Origin of the sequence: Anaerospora sp. (assembly GCF_032013335.1) — a bacterium.
GTDB lineage: Bacteria > Bacillota > Negativicutes > Sporomusales > DSM-15969 > Anaerospora.
This window is the reverse complement of the sequence record NZ_DALZUO010000016.1, coordinates 69,080-85,542: the sequence shown is the minus strand read 5'-3', so window position 1 is coordinate 85,542 and position 16,463 is coordinate 69,080. Positions and strand designations below refer to the sequence as shown.

General features: G+C 46.9%; 18 protein-coding genes, 1 tRNA gene and 2 riboswitches. Of the genes, 1 reads left to right on the top strand and 18 read right to left on the bottom strand.

Annotation, left to right across the window (positions count from 1 at the left end):
- Positions 1 to 66: 66 nt before the first annotated feature.
- Positions 67 to 142, bottom strand: a tRNA-Asn gene (locus RTR76_RS13610).
- Between the two features lie 145 nt (positions 143 to 287).
- Between RTR76_RS13610 and RTR76_RS13605 the strand changes: the two genes are divergently transcribed.
- Positions 288 to 1,400 carry an aminopeptidase gene (locus RTR76_RS13605; protein WP_312521554.1) on the top strand — a complete coding sequence of 371 codons (1,113 nt, stop codon included), beginning with the start codon at positions 288 to 290 and terminating at the stop codon, positions 1,398 to 1,400.
- Between the two features lie 58 nt (positions 1,401 to 1,458).
- Here the strand turns inward: RTR76_RS13605 and speE are convergent, their stop codons facing one another.
- The 17 genes from speE to RTR76_RS13520 all read right to left on the bottom strand — a co-directional run bounded on the left by speE (position 1,459) and on the right by RTR76_RS13520 (position 16,450).
- Positions 1,459 to 2,292 carry a polyamine aminopropyltransferase gene (gene speE / locus RTR76_RS13600; RefSeq protein WP_312521552.1) on the bottom strand — a complete coding sequence of 278 codons (834 nt, stop codon included), beginning with the start codon at positions 2,290 to 2,292 and terminating at the stop codon, positions 1,459 to 1,461.
- Between the two features lie 172 nt (positions 2,293 to 2,464).
- A complete protein-coding gene (locus RTR76_RS13595; protein WP_312521550.1) occupies positions 2,465 to 3,250 on the bottom strand; it encodes a short-chain-enoyl-CoA hydratase in 786 nt (261 codons plus the stop codon).
- 22 nt (positions 3,251 to 3,272) lie between these two features.
- Entirely contained in the window at positions 3,273 to 4,130 is an 858-nt protein-coding gene (locus RTR76_RS13590) for a 3-hydroxybutyryl-CoA dehydrogenase (RefSeq protein ID WP_312521548.1), read from the bottom strand.
- Positions 4,131 to 4,215: 85 nt separating this feature from the next.
- The gene (locus tag RTR76_RS13585) at positions 4,216 to 4,911 is read right to left on the bottom strand and encodes a 3-oxoacid CoA-transferase subunit B (protein ID WP_312521560.1); all 696 of its coding nucleotides are present in this window, start codon (positions 4,909 to 4,911) and stop codon (positions 4,216 to 4,218) included.
- Positions 4,912 to 4,939: 28 nt separating this feature from the next.
- Positions 4,940 to 5,656 carry a CoA transferase subunit A gene (locus RTR76_RS13580; protein WP_312521546.1) on the bottom strand — a complete coding sequence of 239 codons (717 nt, stop codon included), beginning with the start codon at positions 5,654 to 5,656 and terminating at the stop codon, positions 4,940 to 4,942.
- Between the two features lie 223 nt (positions 5,657 to 5,879).
- Positions 5,880 to 6,914, bottom strand: a complete 1,035-nt coding sequence (hydE, locus tag RTR76_RS13575; RefSeq protein ID WP_312521544.1) for a [FeFe] hydrogenase H-cluster radical SAM maturase HydE — start codon at positions 6,912 to 6,914, stop codon at positions 5,880 to 5,882.
- A gap of 16 nt (positions 6,915 to 6,930) precedes the next feature.
- Positions 6,931 to 7,776 carry an ATP-dependent sacrificial sulfur transferase LarE gene (gene larE / locus RTR76_RS13570; RefSeq protein WP_312521542.1) on the bottom strand — a complete coding sequence of 282 codons (846 nt, stop codon included), beginning with the start codon at positions 7,774 to 7,776 and terminating at the stop codon, positions 6,931 to 6,933.
- A 148-nt stretch (positions 7,777 to 7,924) separates the two neighbouring features.
- Positions 7,925 to 9,211 (bottom strand): homocysteine synthase, encoded by a 1,287-nt coding sequence (locus tag RTR76_RS13565; protein ID WP_312521541.1) that lies wholly within the window; start codon positions 9,209 to 9,211, stop codon positions 7,925 to 7,927.
- A gap of 260 nt (positions 9,212 to 9,471) precedes the next feature.
- Entirely contained in the window at positions 9,472 to 9,678 is a 207-nt protein-coding gene (locus RTR76_RS13560; RefSeq protein WP_312521539.1) for a YezD family protein, read from the bottom strand.
- A gap of 14 nt (positions 9,679 to 9,692) precedes the next feature.
- Positions 9,693 to 9,866 (bottom strand): YezD family protein, encoded by a 174-nt coding sequence (locus tag RTR76_RS13555; RefSeq protein ID WP_312521537.1) that lies wholly within the window; start codon positions 9,864 to 9,866, stop codon positions 9,693 to 9,695.
- A gap of 82 nt (positions 9,867 to 9,948) precedes the next feature.
- Positions 9,949 to 10,049, bottom strand: a riboswitch (SAM riboswitch).
- A gap of 75 nt (positions 10,050 to 10,124) precedes the next feature.
- Complete coding sequence (locus RTR76_RS13550; RefSeq protein ID WP_312521536.1) at positions 10,125 to 10,286, bottom strand: hypothetical protein; 162 nt, start codon at positions 10,284 to 10,286, stop codon at positions 10,125 to 10,127.
- Positions 10,287 to 10,340: 54 nt separating this feature from the next.
- A complete protein-coding gene (locus tag RTR76_RS13545; protein ID WP_312521534.1) occupies positions 10,341 to 10,808 on the bottom strand; it encodes a hypothetical protein in 468 nt (155 codons plus the stop codon).
- Positions 10,809 to 10,912: 104 nt separating this feature from the next.
- Positions 10,913 to 11,013: riboswitch (SAM riboswitch) on the bottom strand.
- A gap of 70 nt (positions 11,014 to 11,083) precedes the next feature.
- Positions 11,084 to 11,761 carry a DUF1847 domain-containing protein gene (locus RTR76_RS13540; RefSeq protein WP_312521532.1) on the bottom strand — a complete coding sequence of 226 codons (678 nt, stop codon included), beginning with the start codon at positions 11,759 to 11,761 and terminating at the stop codon, positions 11,084 to 11,086.
- The gene (locus RTR76_RS13535; RefSeq protein ID WP_312521530.1) at positions 11,758 to 12,636 is read right to left on the bottom strand and encodes an alpha/beta fold hydrolase; all 879 of its coding nucleotides are present in this window, start codon (positions 12,634 to 12,636) and stop codon (positions 11,758 to 11,760) included. The genes RTR76_RS13540 and RTR76_RS13535 overlap by 4 nt, the downstream gene beginning before the upstream one ends.
- A 78-nt stretch (positions 12,637 to 12,714) precedes the next feature.
- Entirely contained in the window at positions 12,715 to 14,151 is a 1,437-nt protein-coding gene (locus RTR76_RS13530; RefSeq protein WP_312521529.1) for a 4-hydroxyphenylacetate 3-hydroxylase N-terminal domain-containing protein, read from the bottom strand.
- A 27-nt stretch (positions 14,152 to 14,178) separates the two neighbouring features.
- On the bottom strand, positions 14,179 to 15,522 hold the full coding sequence (locus RTR76_RS13525; RefSeq protein WP_312521528.1) for a phenylacetate--CoA ligase: 1,344 nt from the start codon (positions 15,520 to 15,522) through the stop codon (positions 14,179 to 14,181).
- A gap of 22 nt (positions 15,523 to 15,544) precedes the next feature.
- On the bottom strand, positions 15,545 to 16,450 hold the full coding sequence (locus RTR76_RS13520; RefSeq protein ID WP_312521526.1) for a creatininase family protein: 906 nt from the start codon (positions 16,448 to 16,450) through the stop codon (positions 15,545 to 15,547).
- Positions 16,451 to 16,463: the final 13 nt, after the last annotated feature.

Below are 16,463 nucleotides of genomic sequence, written 5' to 3'. Positions count from 1 at the left end.
TCGAACCCTTGATACCGCCGTGAAAGGGCGGTGTCTTAACCGCTTGACCAACGGGCCAGAAATGAATGGCTCCTCGAGTAGGACTCGAACCTACGACCGATCGGTTAACAGCCGATTGCTCTACCAACTGAGCTATCGAGGAACGACGACAAAATAAATTATAAAACATCTTGAGACAAAATGCAAGAGGTTTACGATAATTTTTTTATTGAGATTAAAAGGATATTTTATAGCAATGGATAATTGTAAATACTACTACGAGATAACTACCACTAGGAGGCGTTCCCATGGATCCCAGAATCAAAACACTTGCCAAGAATCTAATTACCTACTCTGTTGATCTTAAACCAGGTGAAAAAGTACTTATTGAAGTATTCGATAACGGCCACCCGCTAGCTAAAGCATTGGTGGATGAAGCCTACCGGGCAGGCGGACTCCCCTTTCTTACCATTAAAAACAACCAATTGCACCGCTCCCTGCTGCGTCAGGCTTCTGTCGAACAATTAACCTTAATCGGCCAGTGGGAAGCCGAGCGCATGAAAAATATGGATGCGTATATCGGCATTCGGGCAAGCGAGAATATCAGTGAATTATCTGATGTTCCTGCTGAAAAAATGCAAGCCTATCAGCAGTATTGGAGCAAGCCTGTTCACCTGGATATCCGTGTTCCTCATACTAAATGGTGCGTCATGCGTTATCCCAATGGAAGCATGGCTCAATTGGCAAACAGCAGCACGGATGCTTTCGAGGACTTCTTCTTTAATGTCTGCAACCTGGATTATGCCAAAATGGCAAAGGCAATGGATTCGGCTATTTCCCTATTTGAGCGTACTGATAAAGTTCGCATTATCAGCCCCGGCACAGATCTGACATTTTCCATTAAGGGCATTCCTGCCGTAAAATGCTCCGGTCTGCGCAATATTCCCGATGGCGAGGTGTATACCGCTCCTGTACGCGATTCTGTGAATGGTATGATTACCTACAATACCCCGGCAGTATATCAAGGCGTCACCTATGAAAATATTTGTTTTCAATTTGAAAACGGCAAGATAGTAAAAGCAACTGCCAATGAAACAGAAAAGCTGAACAACGTACTGGACAACGATGAAGGGGCCCGCTATATTGGCGAATTTGCGCTTGGCGTCAACCCTTACATCGATACTCCAATGAAAGACACCCTCTTTGATGAAAAAATCCGGGGCAGCCTGCATTTTACTCCCGGCAATGCCTACGATACAGCCTTTAATGGTAATAACTCGGTCATTCACTGGGATTTAGTACTCATTCAAAATCCTGAGTACGGCGGCGGCGAGATCTGGTTTGATGATCAATTAATCCGCAAAGACGGTCTTTTCGTAGTTCCCGAGCTGGAACCGCTGAATCCGGAGAACTTAAAGTAGTTTCCTTACTGTGAGCTAAAAAATACACCTTCCTGGCCTGTTGCCGGAAGGTGTATTTTTATTTCAGCATTTGTTTAATGAAGTTTGGTAAAGCAAAGCAGCTTTTTTGAATATCCCTGTTATGATAGCGGGTATTCAATTCTTCTATTGTACTTGTGTCCATCGTAAGCGGATCATGAACTTTCGATCCCATAGTGAAGCAGTGCGTACCGCTTGGATAAATAGGTATCGGTGCAAGATACAAACGGGTAATCGGGAAAAGAGATGCAATATCCTTCCAGGCCCGCTGAATTAACTCGGTATGAAGGAAGGGAGATTCCGTCTGCTGCACAAAAAGACCATCAGGCTTTAGCGCTTTTTTTACGTTTTGATAGAATTCATAGGTGAATAGACCTTCACCAGGTCCGATCGGGTCAGAACAGTCTACAATAATTACGTCATAATAACTTTCCAGTTCTGCAATATGCTTTAGTCCGTCATCAATGCGCAAATCCAGCTTGGGATGCTGATTCAGCATGGCTTCAGCAATCTCGGGCAGATACTGTTTGCTTACTTCCACAACCAAACCGTCAATCTCAACCATTACCGCTTTTTCTACTTTTGGATGCTTCACTACTTCGCGAACACTGCCGCCGTCCCCGCCGCCGATAACCAGGACCTTTTGCGGATTAGGATGAGTAAAGAGTGGTATATGGGCAATCATTTCATGATAGACAAATTCATCAAAAATAGACGTCTGGTACACACCATCCAAAACAAGCATGCGGCCAAACTGCTCTGACTCAACAACAGCAATATCTTGAAAGTTAGATTTACCTGAATAGAGCGTTTCCTTAATCCTAGTAGTCAAACCCAGATTTTTGGTTTGAAATTCTGTCATCCATAATTCCATGTCATCCCTCCTAGAATTGTTAACACTAGTATAACCAGCATCATCCACCTTGCTATGTTAAATCTTATCATATATTTTACCAGATGAGGAAAAGAAATGCTATTATATAAAAGTTCCCGCCCTAAATTAGGGCGAGAACTTAAGTTGACTATATTAAAAACGCTTTTAAGTGCTACTTTCCTTGAAAACTGGCTTTGCGCTTTTCGACAAAGGCACTCATACCTTCTTTTTGGTCAGCAGTGGCAAAGCACAAGCCGAAAACTTCAGCCTCGTATGCTACACCTGTTTCCAAATCAGTATCAAGCCCTTCATTGACAGCAGCTTTGCAAAGCTGAACAGCGATCGGCGCACGGGACATAATTTTTTCAGCCATAGTTCTGGCTGCATCCATTAATTGATCCGCAGCTGTTACCTTATTGACCAAACCAATGCGATAGGCTTCATTGGCATCAATAACATCACCGGTAAAGAGCAATTCTTTTGAACGTCCCTTGCCTACCAGGCGAGCTAAACGTTGAGTGCCGGCAAAGCCGGGAGTAATGCCAAGTGTAACTTCAGGCTGACCGAATTTGGCCTTTTCTGAAGCGATGCGGATATCGCAGGCCATAGCCAGCTCGCAGCCGCCGCCAAGAGCAAAACCATTAACTGCCGCAATTACCGGCTGAGGAAGGTTTTCAATCTTGTTGAAAACAGCCTGACCAAGTTTCCCAAAATTACGGCCTTCAATAGCAGACTTATGCTGCATTTCCGTAATATCCGCACCGGCTACAAAAGCTTTCTCACCGCTGCCGGTAAGGACTACCACTTTGATGCTGGTATCCTTGGCAATTTCATCAGCCAGCTTATCCAGTTCTTCGAGAGTAGCTTGATTTAACGCATTCAGCGCTTTCGGCCGGTTTAGTGTTACCAGGCCAATTCCTCCCTGATTCTCAAATAACAGATTAGCAAACTCACTCATACATTCCACCGCCTATTCGTTTTTATTTATTATAGTCGTAGAACCCTTTACCTGTTTTGCGTCCCAGATAACCGGCCTGAACCATTTTCTTGAGCAGCGGGCAAGGACGGTATTTGGGGTCACCATAACCATCATAAAGTACTTCCATAATATACAGCACAGTGTCGTTGCCGATCAGGTCAGACAACGCCAGTGGTCCCATCGGATGATTAAAGCCCAGCTTAGCTACGGTATCAATATCTTCGGCGCTTGCTACACCTTCCATCAAAGTGAAAACAGCTTCATTGATCATAGGAATCATGATCCGGTTGCCCACAAAGCCGGGGAAATCAGATACTTTAACAGGTGATTTGCCGAGTCCTTCTGCCAGGGCTTTTACAGCAGCAAAAGTTTCCTCACTTGTAGCAAGTCCATTGATGACTTCCACCAATTTCATAACGGGAGCAGGATTAAAGAAATGCATGCCAATGACCTTGTCAGCCCGTTTGGTTAATGCACCAATGGCGGTTACAGGCAGCGACGAGGTATTCGTAGCAAAGATAGTATGAGCCGGGCACTGCTGATCAAGCTGTTGGAAAATCGTTTTCTTAATTTCCATGTTTTCGATTGCCGCTTCAACAACCAGATCAACATCGCAGGCTGCTGCATCCAACTCAACAACGCCTTGGATACGACCCATAATAGCAGTTTTTTCTTCAGCAGCCAGCTTACCTTTTTCCACTGATTTAGTCAGGTTTTTTTCTATACCGGCAATGCCTTTTTTAACGAACTCTTCTTTAATATCACGAAGAATTACCTGAAGCCCTCCCTGAGCCATTACCTGGGCAATGCCACTGCCCATTTGTCCTGCACCAATAATAAGTGCTTTTTTAAATTCCATGTGTTTTATTCCCCTTTCTTTTCTTTTAGTATATAAAGCATGCCAGCAGGTCACAAGCAAAAGCACTTGTCCTGTCACATGTTTATTACTCTTTCGCAGCAGCTGCCTCTTGCGAAAACCCCAGCCTGTACTCTGCAAGATCATCGGCAACGGTAAAATCCGCTTCGGTCAGGATGCGGATATCCTCTACGGTAAAGCCTGCAGCGATCTCCCGGAGAACTAAGCCTGCCGGGCTGGCAGAAAAAACAGCTTTATCCGTAATAATGACATCAACTACGCCTTTGCCAGTCAGCGGCAGCAGACACTCTTTCAGTACCTTGGAGGCTCCTTTTTTATCATTATGCTGCAAGGTAGCGACTACCTTGCGGGCTCCGCCCACCAAATCCATTGCGCCGCCCATACCAGGCGAATATTTTCCGGGAGCCACCGGCATAGCCCAGTTGGCAATATTGCCTTGCTGATCCACTTCAAGAGCCCCTAAGATAGTAGTATCTACGTGACCTCCCCGAATAATGCCGAAGGACGTTGATAAATCAAAAATTGCGGCTCCCGGCTGCAGCGTAATCGGCTGACCACCGGCATTGCCATTATCAGCATCCTGCTGTCCCCGCTTTGGCGTCGGCCCAAAAAGCAGGCAGCCATTCTCAGACTGAAGAATAACATCTATCCCTGCAGGAATATAGTTGGCAACAGCCGTCGGCATGCCAAATCCTAAGTTAACCACTTCACCGTCTTTTAATTCCAAAGCAGCTCTACGAGCTATCATTTCTCTATAATCCATCATATACCCTCCTTTTTTTGGCACAAATTTACGCTAAACGGCCAGTACGCATCCACAGATCTTCATAAATCCGCTGATGCTCTTCGAAGGCATATCCCTGAATTACAGCTTTGACAAATATCCCCGGTGTTCCCACTCGGATAGGCTCAATAGCGCCAACTTCCACGATCTCATTTACTTCTGCCACGGTATAATCAGCTGCCATGGCGACAATAGGATTGCTGTTTAGTGAAACTCCGCGATATTCAACATTACCCAGCCTATCGGCACGATACCCTTTGATAAAGGCGAAATCTGCCTTAAGCGGTAATTCTAACAAATATTCTTTTCCATCAATGGTTAATTTCTGCTTGCCCTTTTCAACTAAAGTGCCCACACCGATTGGCGTCACTACCGCGCCCAGGCCAGAACCGGCAGCACGAATTTTTTCAATCCATGATCCCATCGGATAAAACTCGATTTCCAAGTCACCGCTCTTATACACTTCAAGAGCTTCCGGACAAGTTCCCGTATGAGCTGTAATCAATTTTTTCACCTGCCGGTTTTTAAACAAGGGGGCCAAATCGAAGCCTCCACCGGGATACGCATTGGTAACGGCGATAAGCGTAAGCTCTTTTGACCCTTTTTCTACCAGTTTTTCAATGCACTTGAGCGGAGATCCGATGCCGAGAAAACCACCAATCATAATGGTTGCTCCATCGTTCACCTTGGCAATCACCTTGTCCAGTTCGGTAATCTTGTTCATATTCCCCTCTCCCTTTACCTGTGATGGTGTTATCTATCTCCAAGCAGCCGCTTATTAGGCAGCTGTAAGGGGCTTTGGGTGCAAGTTCCTCACTATTCCGGGTACAATGTGGAAATTATTACCTCTTTATTGTAGCATATTATTCTATTTGTGAAAATATTAACTTTCTATATTTGCCAGATCATATAAAAAAAAGCCCTGCATTCCAGCAGGGTTACAAACACTATAAAGGACAGCATTTACCTCTAAATCCGTAGTCTTCGGAAATAGATCGCCCAATAGCCGTAATCTTGCCGGTAATACAGCCGCGGCAATGAGCAGGAGTATCATTAATACAGATTTTCCCCGGATAAAGAGCATAAAATTTGCGGTAATCCCCTTCCGTAACATTCGGCATCACAACATTAGCACCGCTTTGCAGCGCGATTACACGGCCCTGACGGTTAAGCGTCTCCATCGCTGTAGTAGCGGGGATATTAATGTCAGGCAGCAGCAGGCGGGTTATTGCCATGACCTTCAAACTCATTTCAAAGGAACCACCAGACGCCGCCGCTAAGGGAGTGTCAGGATTAGGAATAAACGGTCCAATCCCGATCATATCCGCATTTAACTGTTTAAAAAAGAGAATATCATCAGCAAGTGATTCTACCGTCTGCCCCGGTAATCCTACGAGAGAGCCTGTTCCCACCTCATAGCCAAGCGCCTTTAAATCCTGCAAACAGCGCATCCGGTTGACAAAACTCATGCCAGGATCAAGCCGCTCATAGAGGGCTCTATCTGTTGTTTCAATTCTGAGCAAATACCGGTCTGCCCCGGCTTCCTTGTACGCCGAATACTCAGAAGTGGATTTTTCACCTACACTCAAGGTGATTGCCAAATCAAGTTCTTTTATCTTACGAATAATATACTGCATTTTATCGACTGTAAAATAATCATCTTCACCCGATTGCAGAACTACTGTCCGGTAGCCGTAAGAGCGGGCTTTGCCGGCAAAATCGAGAATTTCTTCTGTTGTAAGGCGATATCTTTGCACATTGTGGTTCTCTCGCCGCAAACCACAGTAGAGACAATTCTGTTTGCAAATATTCGAGAATTCAATAAGTCCCCGCAAGTGAACAAAATTGCCCACGTATTTTTCCCGCAGCGAATCAGCCGTTTCAAAGAGCAGACTATCGCAATCCGTCGTCTGAAGCAATTGAACAATCTCTTCTTTTTCCAGACTGTGAGTAGCTGCCGCTTTATGAATAGCCTTTAGCATAAAACACCTCCGCACATCATAAGTTGCTGTTTGCCTGAGGAAGAATTTCATTCATGCTGCCCGTACGGTAACCAGTCAAATCAAGCGTAACAAACGTAAAGCCCAGTTCCTTAAAGTAAGTACTGATGGCCTGCGCCGTTTCCGGCAGTGCCAATACAGCTATATCCTGGGGAGCCACTTCAATACGGGCGATATCTCCATGATGGCGTACCCGTACCTGTCCGGTGGTAAGAGGCTTTAAGAATTCCTCCGCCTGCTCAATTTGCGCTAATTTTTCCGAGGTTATGGCTAACCCATAGGCAACCCGGGAAGAAAGACAGGCTGCGCTCAGCTTATTCCAGGTCGGCAAATTCCAGGCGGCCGACAATTCTCTGATTTCTGCTTTTGTAAGACCAACTTCCAGCAGCGGGCTGCGCACTTGACCTAGCTCACCGATTGCTTTTAAGCCCGGGCGGTAATCAGAAACATCATCGGCATTGGAGCCGTCTAAGACCCACTTAATCCCCTGGTTTTTAGCCCACTCTGCTAAAGCTCCAAAACGTGTTTTTTTACAAAAATAACAGCGTTGGTTGGTATTCTCTACAAAGTCAGGACTGTCCAGCTCACTGATAGTCAGCACAAGATGACGGATTCCAATGTGGCAGGCAGTCGCCTCGGCCTCTTTCAGCTCACTTTCCGGCAGGGTATCGGAGCAGGCCGTTATTGCTACCGCCTTATCTCCCTGTGCCCGGTAAGCTGCAGCCGCCAGAAAAGTGCTGTCCACACCTCCGGAAAAACCAATAACCGAGCTCTCTAATTCCTGTAAAAGCTGCAGCAATGCAGCAAGTTTCTTATCTAATTGTAACATGGTTGATTCCCCCATTATATGTCCGTAAAACCAATGTAGTACATTGTATTTACCATTATATTTTCGTGGTTGCCGGAGCAAATTCCTGTTACCGTCTCTTAATTTAACCAGAAAAAAGCCGGGCTGCCTCTGTCAGCAGCCCGGCTATCTGTATTTCCTATTATTACCTGGTAGCTGCGAGCGCCTGCTCCAGATCCTCAATCAAATCAGCGGCATCTTCGAGACCAAGCGACAGTCTTACCATATCGTCAGGTGCCCCTGCAGCACTGCGCTGTTCTGAAGTTAATTGAGAGTGAGTCGTACTTGCCGGATGAATGACAAGCGATTTGGCATCGCCAACATTGGCAAGCAGTGAGAAGAGCCGCAAGGAATCAATAAATTTCTTCCCGGCTGCTAAGCCGCCTTTAATGCCGAAGGTAAGGATAGCCCCTGCTCCCTCGGGTAGATATTTCTGGGCCAGCGCATAGTCCGTATGTCCAGGCAAACCAGGATAGCTAACCCACGATACCTGTTCATGTGCTTCCAGGTATTTGGCTACCGCTAACGCCGTTTCGCTATGACGCTTTAACCTGAGGTGCAGCGTCTCCAGACCCTGCAGGAACTGGAAGCTGTTGAACGGGCTTAAGCAAGCTCCTAAGTCGCGCAGTACCTGTACCCGCAGGCGGATGATATAAGCCAATGCCCCCAGTGCTTCCGTATAACGGATGCCATGATAGCTCGGATCAGGTTCGCTTAGCAGTGGGAATTTGCCGTTATTCCAGTCAAACTTACCACCATCGATGACCAAGCCGCCCATGGAGGTACCATGGCCACCAATAAATTTAGTAGCCGAGTGGACGACAATATCTGCTCCAAATTCAATCGGTCTGCACAGATAAGGTGTAGCAAACGTGCTGTCAATAATCAGCGGTATGCCATTCTCATGGGCAACTGCCGCAACTTTTTCAATATCCAGCACGTCAATCTTAGGATTGCCGATTGTTTCGGCATAAATAGCTTTTGTATTCGGAGTAATCGCTTTGCGGAAATTTTCCGGATCACTTGAGTCTACAAAATGTACCTTAATACCCAGCCGCGGCAATGTATAGGCAAACATGTTGTAAGTACCGCCATATAGACTGGCTGAACTGACGATCTCATCACCGGCCTGGGCAATATTGAATATTGCCGCGCTAATGGCTGCATGACCGGAGGCAAAGGCTAAAGCTCCCACTCCGCCCTCTAGAGCAGCAATGCGTTTCTCCAGGACATCAGTTGTCGGATTCATGATCCGCGTATATATGTTGCCAAATTCCTTTAAGCCAAACAAGTTTGCCGCATGCTCGCTGTCTCTGAAATTATAAGAGGTTGTCTGATAAATAGGTACTGCTCTCGAACCGGTTGTCGGATCAGGCTCTTGTCCTCCATGGACTGCTAAAGACGCTAAACGTAAGTTTTCTGGTAATGTCATCGTTCATTCTCCTCCCAATATTGTAACTGATAACTTTTATTTAGAGCCTTCAGTTTACTGATCGGCCTAGGGCGTGTTTTCAAACTATCAAGACGTCCACTGACGGTGCTTTTTGCACCATACTGCGTTAATTTTTTTTGAAATAAGGCCCATTATTCCTGCAAAAAATTGCCTTGCCTGGCACAAAAATCACTCGCCATTGACCATTCCGCTAGTTTGAAGACACACCCTAGGGCGTACCTTCCAACCAGGAATAAGACCTAAATTCCATCGCCAAATATACCTTCAAGACCGGTAACCCGGCTTTTATCCGTTCGTTCCACCTGAACGACTTTTCCATTTTTAACAACAAATACGACCTGACCATATTTTAATCCGCCGATTGCCTCAAGTATCATTTTCTGAAGCTCAGCGGAATTTTTGGAGTTCTTGCTAGGCGCTGCCAGCTCGGCTTTACTCTTCTCCATTCCCTGTGCCTCCTTTAAACAAGTCTTATTTTTTCGTGTTTTTCCAGTTGAATGACCCGCGAATCCTGGATAATAAGAGTAATGGTTCCATGCAGCATCCCTTTGAAGGATTTCTCTATTTTTTCCAGCACTTCATCGGAAATAACTTCCTCGCTCTTAGGGGCTGGCTTATTCGTATTCTTTGTCAAATTGCTCACTCCATTTCTAACCGGTTATCGCTTCACCACAACGAAAAACCCCTTTCCGAAGAAAGGAGTTACATACGCCTTTCTCTCATCTCTCAGGGTTATCCTGCTGGAATTAGCACCTTAAGCATTGCCGCCGGTTGCCGGGTGTCATCGGGCCAGTCCCTCGACCACTCTTGATAAGAGTTTATGCAATTTAATGAATAAATTCTACCATCCTCTTACACCTCTGTCAACACTGGATTTACATTTGCTTTCCCACTACACACTATTGCCTTCTGCTCTATCTGCAGCACCGTCATAAACGCTTTGTTCAAAGGAAATTACCTTGCCGTCCCTGATAGTAATAACTATTTGATTGTAGCCTTTTTTAGAAGCCGCTGCTCCAGTTTCTTTACCGGTTTTATCTATTTTCTGTTCCATATATACCCTCTCTTTTCCTAACAATACCGTACAAATGTCTTTCAGCTCCAAAACTTATATAAATGCAATGCCAAATTTACTCTCCAGAATACTTACCATTGATGGCAGATGAGTCGTTGGTAATAGCATTGTTATTTGATGGACCGAGCCAAACATTCGTAAAAGTGGTATCTGCTGCGAAAGGAGTTCTCCGGTAATACGGGCAGTCAATTCCGGTACTTGTGTAACCTTGCCACCACTGATGGACACAATTGAACATTGCTTTTCAATATCAAAGCAACAGCCTAGCTGCTTTAAACCAGTATAAACAACATCTATTGCTTCCTCCGGCACCGTAAACATCACTTGCTCGGAGCGAATGCTGATTAATTCTAAATTCACATTGTTACGGGCAAGCTCTTGCAGTATGTGTGAAACAGCACAAGAGCTGTTCAGCAAATTTACTTTTACATGGGCAACGCAAGAAAAACTATCAACCGTAGTTAGTAATTCGTCTGCTATTGACACGCTTTCCAATGTCAAATCCTTCACCTCCAACATGTATCGCTAAAGCACTCCAGGGTTGGAGGCATCCATAATAAAAAGCCCCCTTCCACGAGGAAAGGGGCTTTTTAATTCCGACCTTTCTCTCATCTCTCAGGATAAATCCTGCTGGAATTAGCACCACTGCATTGCTGCCGGTTGCTGGGTGTCATCGGGCCAGTCCCTCGACCACTCTAGATAAGAGTCATATTCAATTGTGACGATTTTAACATTTTTTTCGGTCACTTGTCAATGCCCTATTATTGTTCATTTCGCTATTCTTTTGTCTGCAGCAGCCGCTTATAATACGAATGTGCAGTGTATAAAGCAACTGCCGGATTGTGCCCTGTCAGCCGGTCTTTTGTAATAAGAGTGGTAACTAAAGCATCCGAGTATTTAATAAACAGCGAATCATGTCCTACACACAGTCCTACAACCACATTAAGGTCTGTTTTGTGGTAGTTTAATATGCGGGCCTGAAGAATGGGATTACACATTGCTTCATGACCGCCCGGTTTAATTTTGTGCTCTTCCAGTATGCCGATCTCCGCTTTATCCACCGAGCCTACCTTACAAATTACGCTGTAATAGGTGAGTCCTTTGGCAGTGAGAATATCCGCAAAGATTTTTGCCTCTTCAATCAACCCGGCACAGGTGGCAATACCGATCTTTTTCGCACCGATGCGATTGGCAAACTCAATAATTTCTTCTACTCGGGTTAGCTTACCATAAAAAAGTCCCTCTACCTGGGCCGAAGCTCTGGCTACTATCGCATCCTCTTCGTCCCCTTGGAGGTAGTTTTTTATTTCTTCAATATCCTCAGCAATAGGATGGCCATCATTATCCTTGGTTGTCAGGCAAAAGCCTGGGAACGCTTTGCTTCTAGTCCGGCAATTGTAAATACTGCAGTCAGTGCAGGATAAGCTCTCTACATTTTTTTCTCTCACCATCATAATCCCTCCGTTTGTTTTTCTAACCAGCCTACCAGCAGCGAAGTGAGTTCCGCATGCCTTCCGGCAAACACATGATCGGCAGGAATAATCTCCAACTGTTTTTCGCGTTTGTACCGGGAGTACAATTCCTGTGAGCCCGCTAGCGGCACAACGGCATCCTCATCACCATGCACAATGAATAGCGGCGTTTGATAAGACTGTGCTTTAACTAAAGGTTCATAGCGCTTCTCCAGCAGCTCCCTTGCAAAACGGGGACTGAGGCTAAAGCCTTTATTTAAGAAGTTGGCAATAGTTTCGCCCTGTACGGACCGCTGCCACAACTCGGGACCAAGAATGATATCGCAAAAGTTGTCAATCGGCTTCACAACCGGCGCCAGCACCAGCCGTCCGGCTATTGCCGCATCATCATAGCTAAGAGCAATAAGCCCGCCTAAACTATGTCCCAGCAGATAGACCGGCAATCCACTAAAACGTGGCTCGCCTTTTATCCAATGGAAGACATTGCCTACATCCTCCAGCCAGCCGCTAACAATCGTATCATCTGCAAACTCCCCTTCACTTTCGCCAGAACCGGAAAAATCAAAGCGAACCGTGATAATTCCCGCTGCGGCAATCGCTTTGGCAACATTGAGCATCAGTTGATTCGTACCGATTTTATCACTGGTAAAACCATGGCAGCAAACTACAATGGCCTTCTGCTTCTCCTGTTCCTCATTGATGTGAACGACTACGGACAATTTGCGATTTTGGCTGTCAACCCAGACGTGCTGTTTCATATTATCTCTTCTCTCTACCAGCCTGCACAGTGCAGGCTCATTTGTTTTATACAAAAAGGCAAAGGTTTCCGGTGGAATCCCTTTGCCTTCAGTTGTCACTGATCAGCCCTAATATCTCCAATTTCTGTTATCCTAGCATATTAGAAATTGGCAGTCAATACCTCCAGGTACAGGCGCCTAATATTCTTTGCCTGCATCCGCAATTTTTTGGGCACATTCGGCAAATTTAGTCCATGGCTCGCTTTTACGGACAACCAGTTTTGCACCTTCCGGTGAACCCCCGCCATGCATACAGCCGGGAATGCCGCCGCCAACCGTCAGCCACTCTACCAGCCGGGCTGCTTTAGCCCGTTCTTTCCCATCTATGCCTGCCGTCAGCGCCCGTACCAGCTTATCACCGTATTCTGGCGACTGAAAATCCTGATAGGCGGGAAAGCAGCCCGTTTCGGCTATTCCGCCGCTGATTTCCTGAGCAAGTACTTTTGTCTGATAAGGCAGCGTAGCCACCTGTGTTTTATTGACATGAGCCAGCAGCGGATCGGGAATCCAGACTCCGGAAGCATGCTGCTCCCCTTTAAACATGGCGCCCAGTCCGATACCATAGGTAATTTCATTATTAATTGCCATCTGGTTGAGTTTTTCCTGGAATGTTTTCTGGTTTAGCCCGTTTGCCTTAATCATGTTGATGGCGGCACCGATCATTATATCTCCCTGACCAGCCACACAGGCACCGATTGCTGCCCGGTAGATCGCCGTAAAGTAATGCAAAAATAGACCTGTGTATAAATACTCTCCACACAAGAAAATTCGTTCATTCGGAACAAAGACATTATCAAACAACAGGAATGCTTGTGTGATCCCGCCTGCCTTAGGCGAGTCCCAGCCCTCTTCCTCATCACGGCTGTCACTGGGACGGCGTGTTTCCACAATGGTAAGCCCTTGTACATCCCTGGGTATAGCAAAGGCCAGCGCTGCCGCCTTATCGGCTTCACCGTGAGCACTGCCCGGTACGCAGATAATTTCATGAGCAGCTGCAACGCCGCAAATCTGGGCTTTGCAGCCCCGGACAACAATTCCGTCGGGCTTAACTTCCACAACATGCAGATAACTATCGGCATCAGGCTGCTGGGCAACACTCAGTGCCCGGTTGCCTTTAGCATCTGTCAGCGCCCCAGCCAGTGCAAACGAATGATCTTCCACCAAGGCAAAATAATCCTTGATGCGCTGGTGATAGGGTGTGCCATATTCTTTATCAGCCTCATAGGTAACTGCCCAAAGAGCATTGAGCGCTGTCCATCCTGCGCAGGTAGCGCCTTGGCAGGTCCCTGTCCGGTGGAATTGAGCCCGTTTCATCTGACTATTGGCCAGCACGTCTTCGGCACTGGCCATCAGCGTATTCCAGCGATGGGCTTTTTGTCCCGTCAAATGGGAGGTCCTGGTAAAAATACCGGTTTCCTCCGTAAAAGCTGCGTCATACGAATGAGAAACCGATTCTACATGCAGCCTTGTTGCCGGATGCGTGGTCACATCCTCAATCAGCTTGCCCCATTTATAAATATTAGGACGCAGTTTAGCGAGACTCGCTTTATACTGGTCACCGTTTTTTAATGCCATTTTAATTCCTCATTTCTTTTGACAGTTTTAGCTCCATACCTGGGAACGATTATCCACAACCCGTTTGGCTTTATGAGTTGCTCTGGGCAGAGTGCCGGGAGCCAGAATCTCCACAGCTGCCGAAATGCCTGTCGTGGCTTTTAAATTTTTCTTTAGCCGTTCCGCCAACTCCTGAAGGTTAACACGACCTTCAGCATGCTCTGCCTGTACCGTTAATTCATCCAGATGATTGCGGCGGTTCACTACCAGCAGGTATTCGCCAGTATAATCGGCATCTTTCCTAACGATCGCTTCCACATCGCTGGGGAAGACGTTAACGCCTTTTATGATCAGCATATCATCAAGCCTGCCGTGTATGCCGTGAAGCCGTAAGGCAGTCCGGCCGCAGCTGCAGGGCTCGGTCGTGTAAGACACGATGTCTCCCGTCCTAAAACGGACCATCGGCCGGGCAGACTTTTTCAAAGTAGTGAGCACCATTTCGCCCCGTTCTCCTTCTGCCACCGGTTCTCCCGTTTTAAGGTCCAGCACCTCCAGCAGAATATGATCCTCGGCCCAATGCAAGCCATCCTTGGCCTCGCACATGCCGGCGCAAGAGCCGAAAATATCGGACAAGCCGTAGTAATCATATACATCGGCGCCCCACAGCGCTTCAATCTGTCCCCGCGTCTCCGGAATAGAGCCGCCCGGCTCACCGGCGACAAAAATCTTCCTGATAGCAAAATCAGTTGCCGGGTTAAAGCCCTGCTGTTTAGCCGTTTCTCCTAAATACCAGGCATAGGAAGGTGTCGTCCAGATGGCGGTAGCCTGAAACTGCCGGGCGATCATCAGCAGCCGGTCGGAAGGTATGGTTCCGGCATGAATCGTCAGCGCTCCTACCTTCTGAGCACCTAATACGCAGGGTCCGCCGACAAAGAGGGAAAAATTCAGCGCATGGCAGTACCGGTCTTCCGGGCGAAGCCCGCTGGAGTAAAATTGCCGGGCCTCATAATCTATCCAGTCCTCAAAGTCCTGAGCAGTAAAGGGCGAGGCGGTAGGTATCCCGGTAGAGCCGCTGGAAGTGGAAATATAAACAACGTCCCGTTCGGGTACGGCGAGCAAATCGCCAAAAGGCAGCACAGCCTCCTGCCTCTCCCTGATCAGCTTCTTTTCAATAGTAGGGAAATACTGAATATCGGTTAATGTTTTTATTTTGTCGGGATGCACCTTAGCCTGGTCAAAGCTGTGCCGGTAATAAGGTGATCCCTCATAAGCATGGCGTAAATGTTTTTTCAGCAGCACCAGCTTAAGCTCATCCCATTCCTGCCTGCTTTGTGTTTCCAATTTGGCATCCCAAAATTTTTCTGTCGAAGCGCCTGATGTTAGCTTAGCCATTAACGAATCCTCCTGTGACAACCTAGTAATTAACTGCAAACCGTTTGACTGCAGGCCGCTGTTTTACGTCCGATCCAGGAACTTCCTGCGGTGCATAGTTTTCCTCCAGATCCCGTATCAGGTCCAGGTACCGCTCCACCGCTCTGTTCAAAACCTTTTCCCCTTTTTCAGCGGTTGCACTTCTAATCTGCTCTGTTGTCCCAATACCGGCAGCACTCCGGTGCCCCGGCTCCGGTATCGGAATCATCTGGGCAATATCAAAAACCTGGAAAGTTTCCGTCTCATCCTGAGTGATAGATTTTTTCAGCAGCGATTTATCAATCAGCGGCACCAATTCCTTGCCGATACTTTTTTCCAGCTTTACAAGGTCGGGACGGACGAATAGGACATTACTGGTTTCTTCCTCACCGGAATGGTAAAAAGGAGTTGTCACTTCCCGGCGCAGCGTCTCAGCAGCCAGTTCCCAGTATGTGGCGGCGGCAATAAAGATGGATTTGTCTTCTCTGCGAAGTTCAGTAGCAACCTCCTGCGTAATTACCTGCAGATTCGGTTCCTGGCCATGACCTTGGATAATAATGATCTTGCGAAAGCCTGAAGTCCACAAACCGCGGATAATATCCTTTAAAAACGCGTGCAGCGTGCTGTGACTTACAGCAAGCGTACCCGGCACAGGATCTCCTTTGCGGTCATAATGAAAAGTTGGTGATGACCCTGCCCGTACCGGCGTCGGTACAAGCGCAGGCAGGCCGGTTTTTCTGCTTAATTCGAGCGCTATCCATTCTGCCGTATAGGTATCAGTACCCAGCGGCAGATGATTACCATGCGCCTCGGTTGTGGCAACAGGTACAATAATAATCCCCCGTTTTTCCGCCAGCTCCAGCGCATCATCCAAGGTCAGTTCTTCCCACAATACTGCATTCTCGCTCATTTTGTGATCCTCC

What these genes read in the sequence shown, in the direction of transcription:
- RTR76_RS13605 (WP_312521554.1), top strand. Translation starts at nt 288, where the DNA reads ATGGATCCCAGAATCAAAACACTTGCCAAGAATCTAATTACCTACTCT.
- speE (WP_312521552.1), bottom strand. Translation starts at nt 2,292, where the DNA reads ATGGAATTATGGATGACAGAATTTCAAACCAAAAATCTGGGTTTGACT.
- RTR76_RS13595 (WP_312521550.1), bottom strand. Translation starts at nt 3,250, where the DNA reads ATGAGTGAGTTTGCTAATCTGTTATTTGAGAATCAGGGAGGAATTGGC.
- RTR76_RS13590 (WP_312521548.1), bottom strand. Translation starts at nt 4,130, where the DNA reads ATGGAATTTAAAAAAGCACTTATTATTGGTGCAGGACAAATGGGCAGT.
- RTR76_RS13585 (WP_312521560.1), bottom strand. Translation starts at nt 4,911, where the DNA reads ATGGATTATAGAGAAATGATAGCTCGTAGAGCTGCTTTGGAATTAAAA.
- RTR76_RS13580 (WP_312521546.1), bottom strand. Translation starts at nt 5,656, where the DNA reads ATGAACAAGATTACCGAACTGGACAAGGTGATTGCCAAGGTGAACGAT.
- hydE (WP_312521544.1), bottom strand. Translation starts at nt 6,914, where the DNA reads ATGCTAAAGGCTATTCATAAAGCGGCAGCTACTCACAGTCTGGAAAAA.
- larE (WP_312521542.1), bottom strand. Translation starts at nt 7,776, where the DNA reads ATGGGGGAATCAACCATGTTACAATTAGATAAGAAACTTGCTGCATTG.
- RTR76_RS13565 (WP_312521541.1), bottom strand. Translation starts at nt 9,211, where the DNA reads ATGACATTACCAGAAAACTTACGTTTAGCGTCTTTAGCAGTCCATGGA.
- RTR76_RS13560 (WP_312521539.1), bottom strand. Translation starts at nt 9,678, where the DNA reads ATGGAGAAGAGTAAAGCCGAGCTGGCAGCGCCTAGCAAGAACTCCAAA.
- RTR76_RS13550 (WP_312521536.1), bottom strand. Translation starts at nt 10,286, where the DNA reads ATGGAACAGAAAATAGATAAAACCGGTAAAGAAACTGGAGCAGCGGCT.
- RTR76_RS13540 (WP_312521532.1), bottom strand. Translation starts at nt 11,761, where the DNA reads ATGATGGTGAGAGAAAAAAATGTAGAGAGCTTATCCTGCACTGACTGC.
- RTR76_RS13530 (WP_312521529.1), bottom strand. Translation starts at nt 14,151, where the DNA reads ATGGCATTAAAAAACGGTGACCAGTATAAAGCGAGTCTCGCTAAACTG.
- RTR76_RS13525 (WP_312521528.1), bottom strand. Translation starts at nt 15,522, where the DNA reads ATGGCTAAGCTAACATCAGGCGCTTCGACAGAAAAATTTTGGGATGCC.
- RTR76_RS13520 (WP_312521526.1), bottom strand. Translation starts at nt 16,450, where the DNA reads ATGAGCGAGAATGCAGTATTGTGGGAAGAACTGACCTTGGATGATGCG.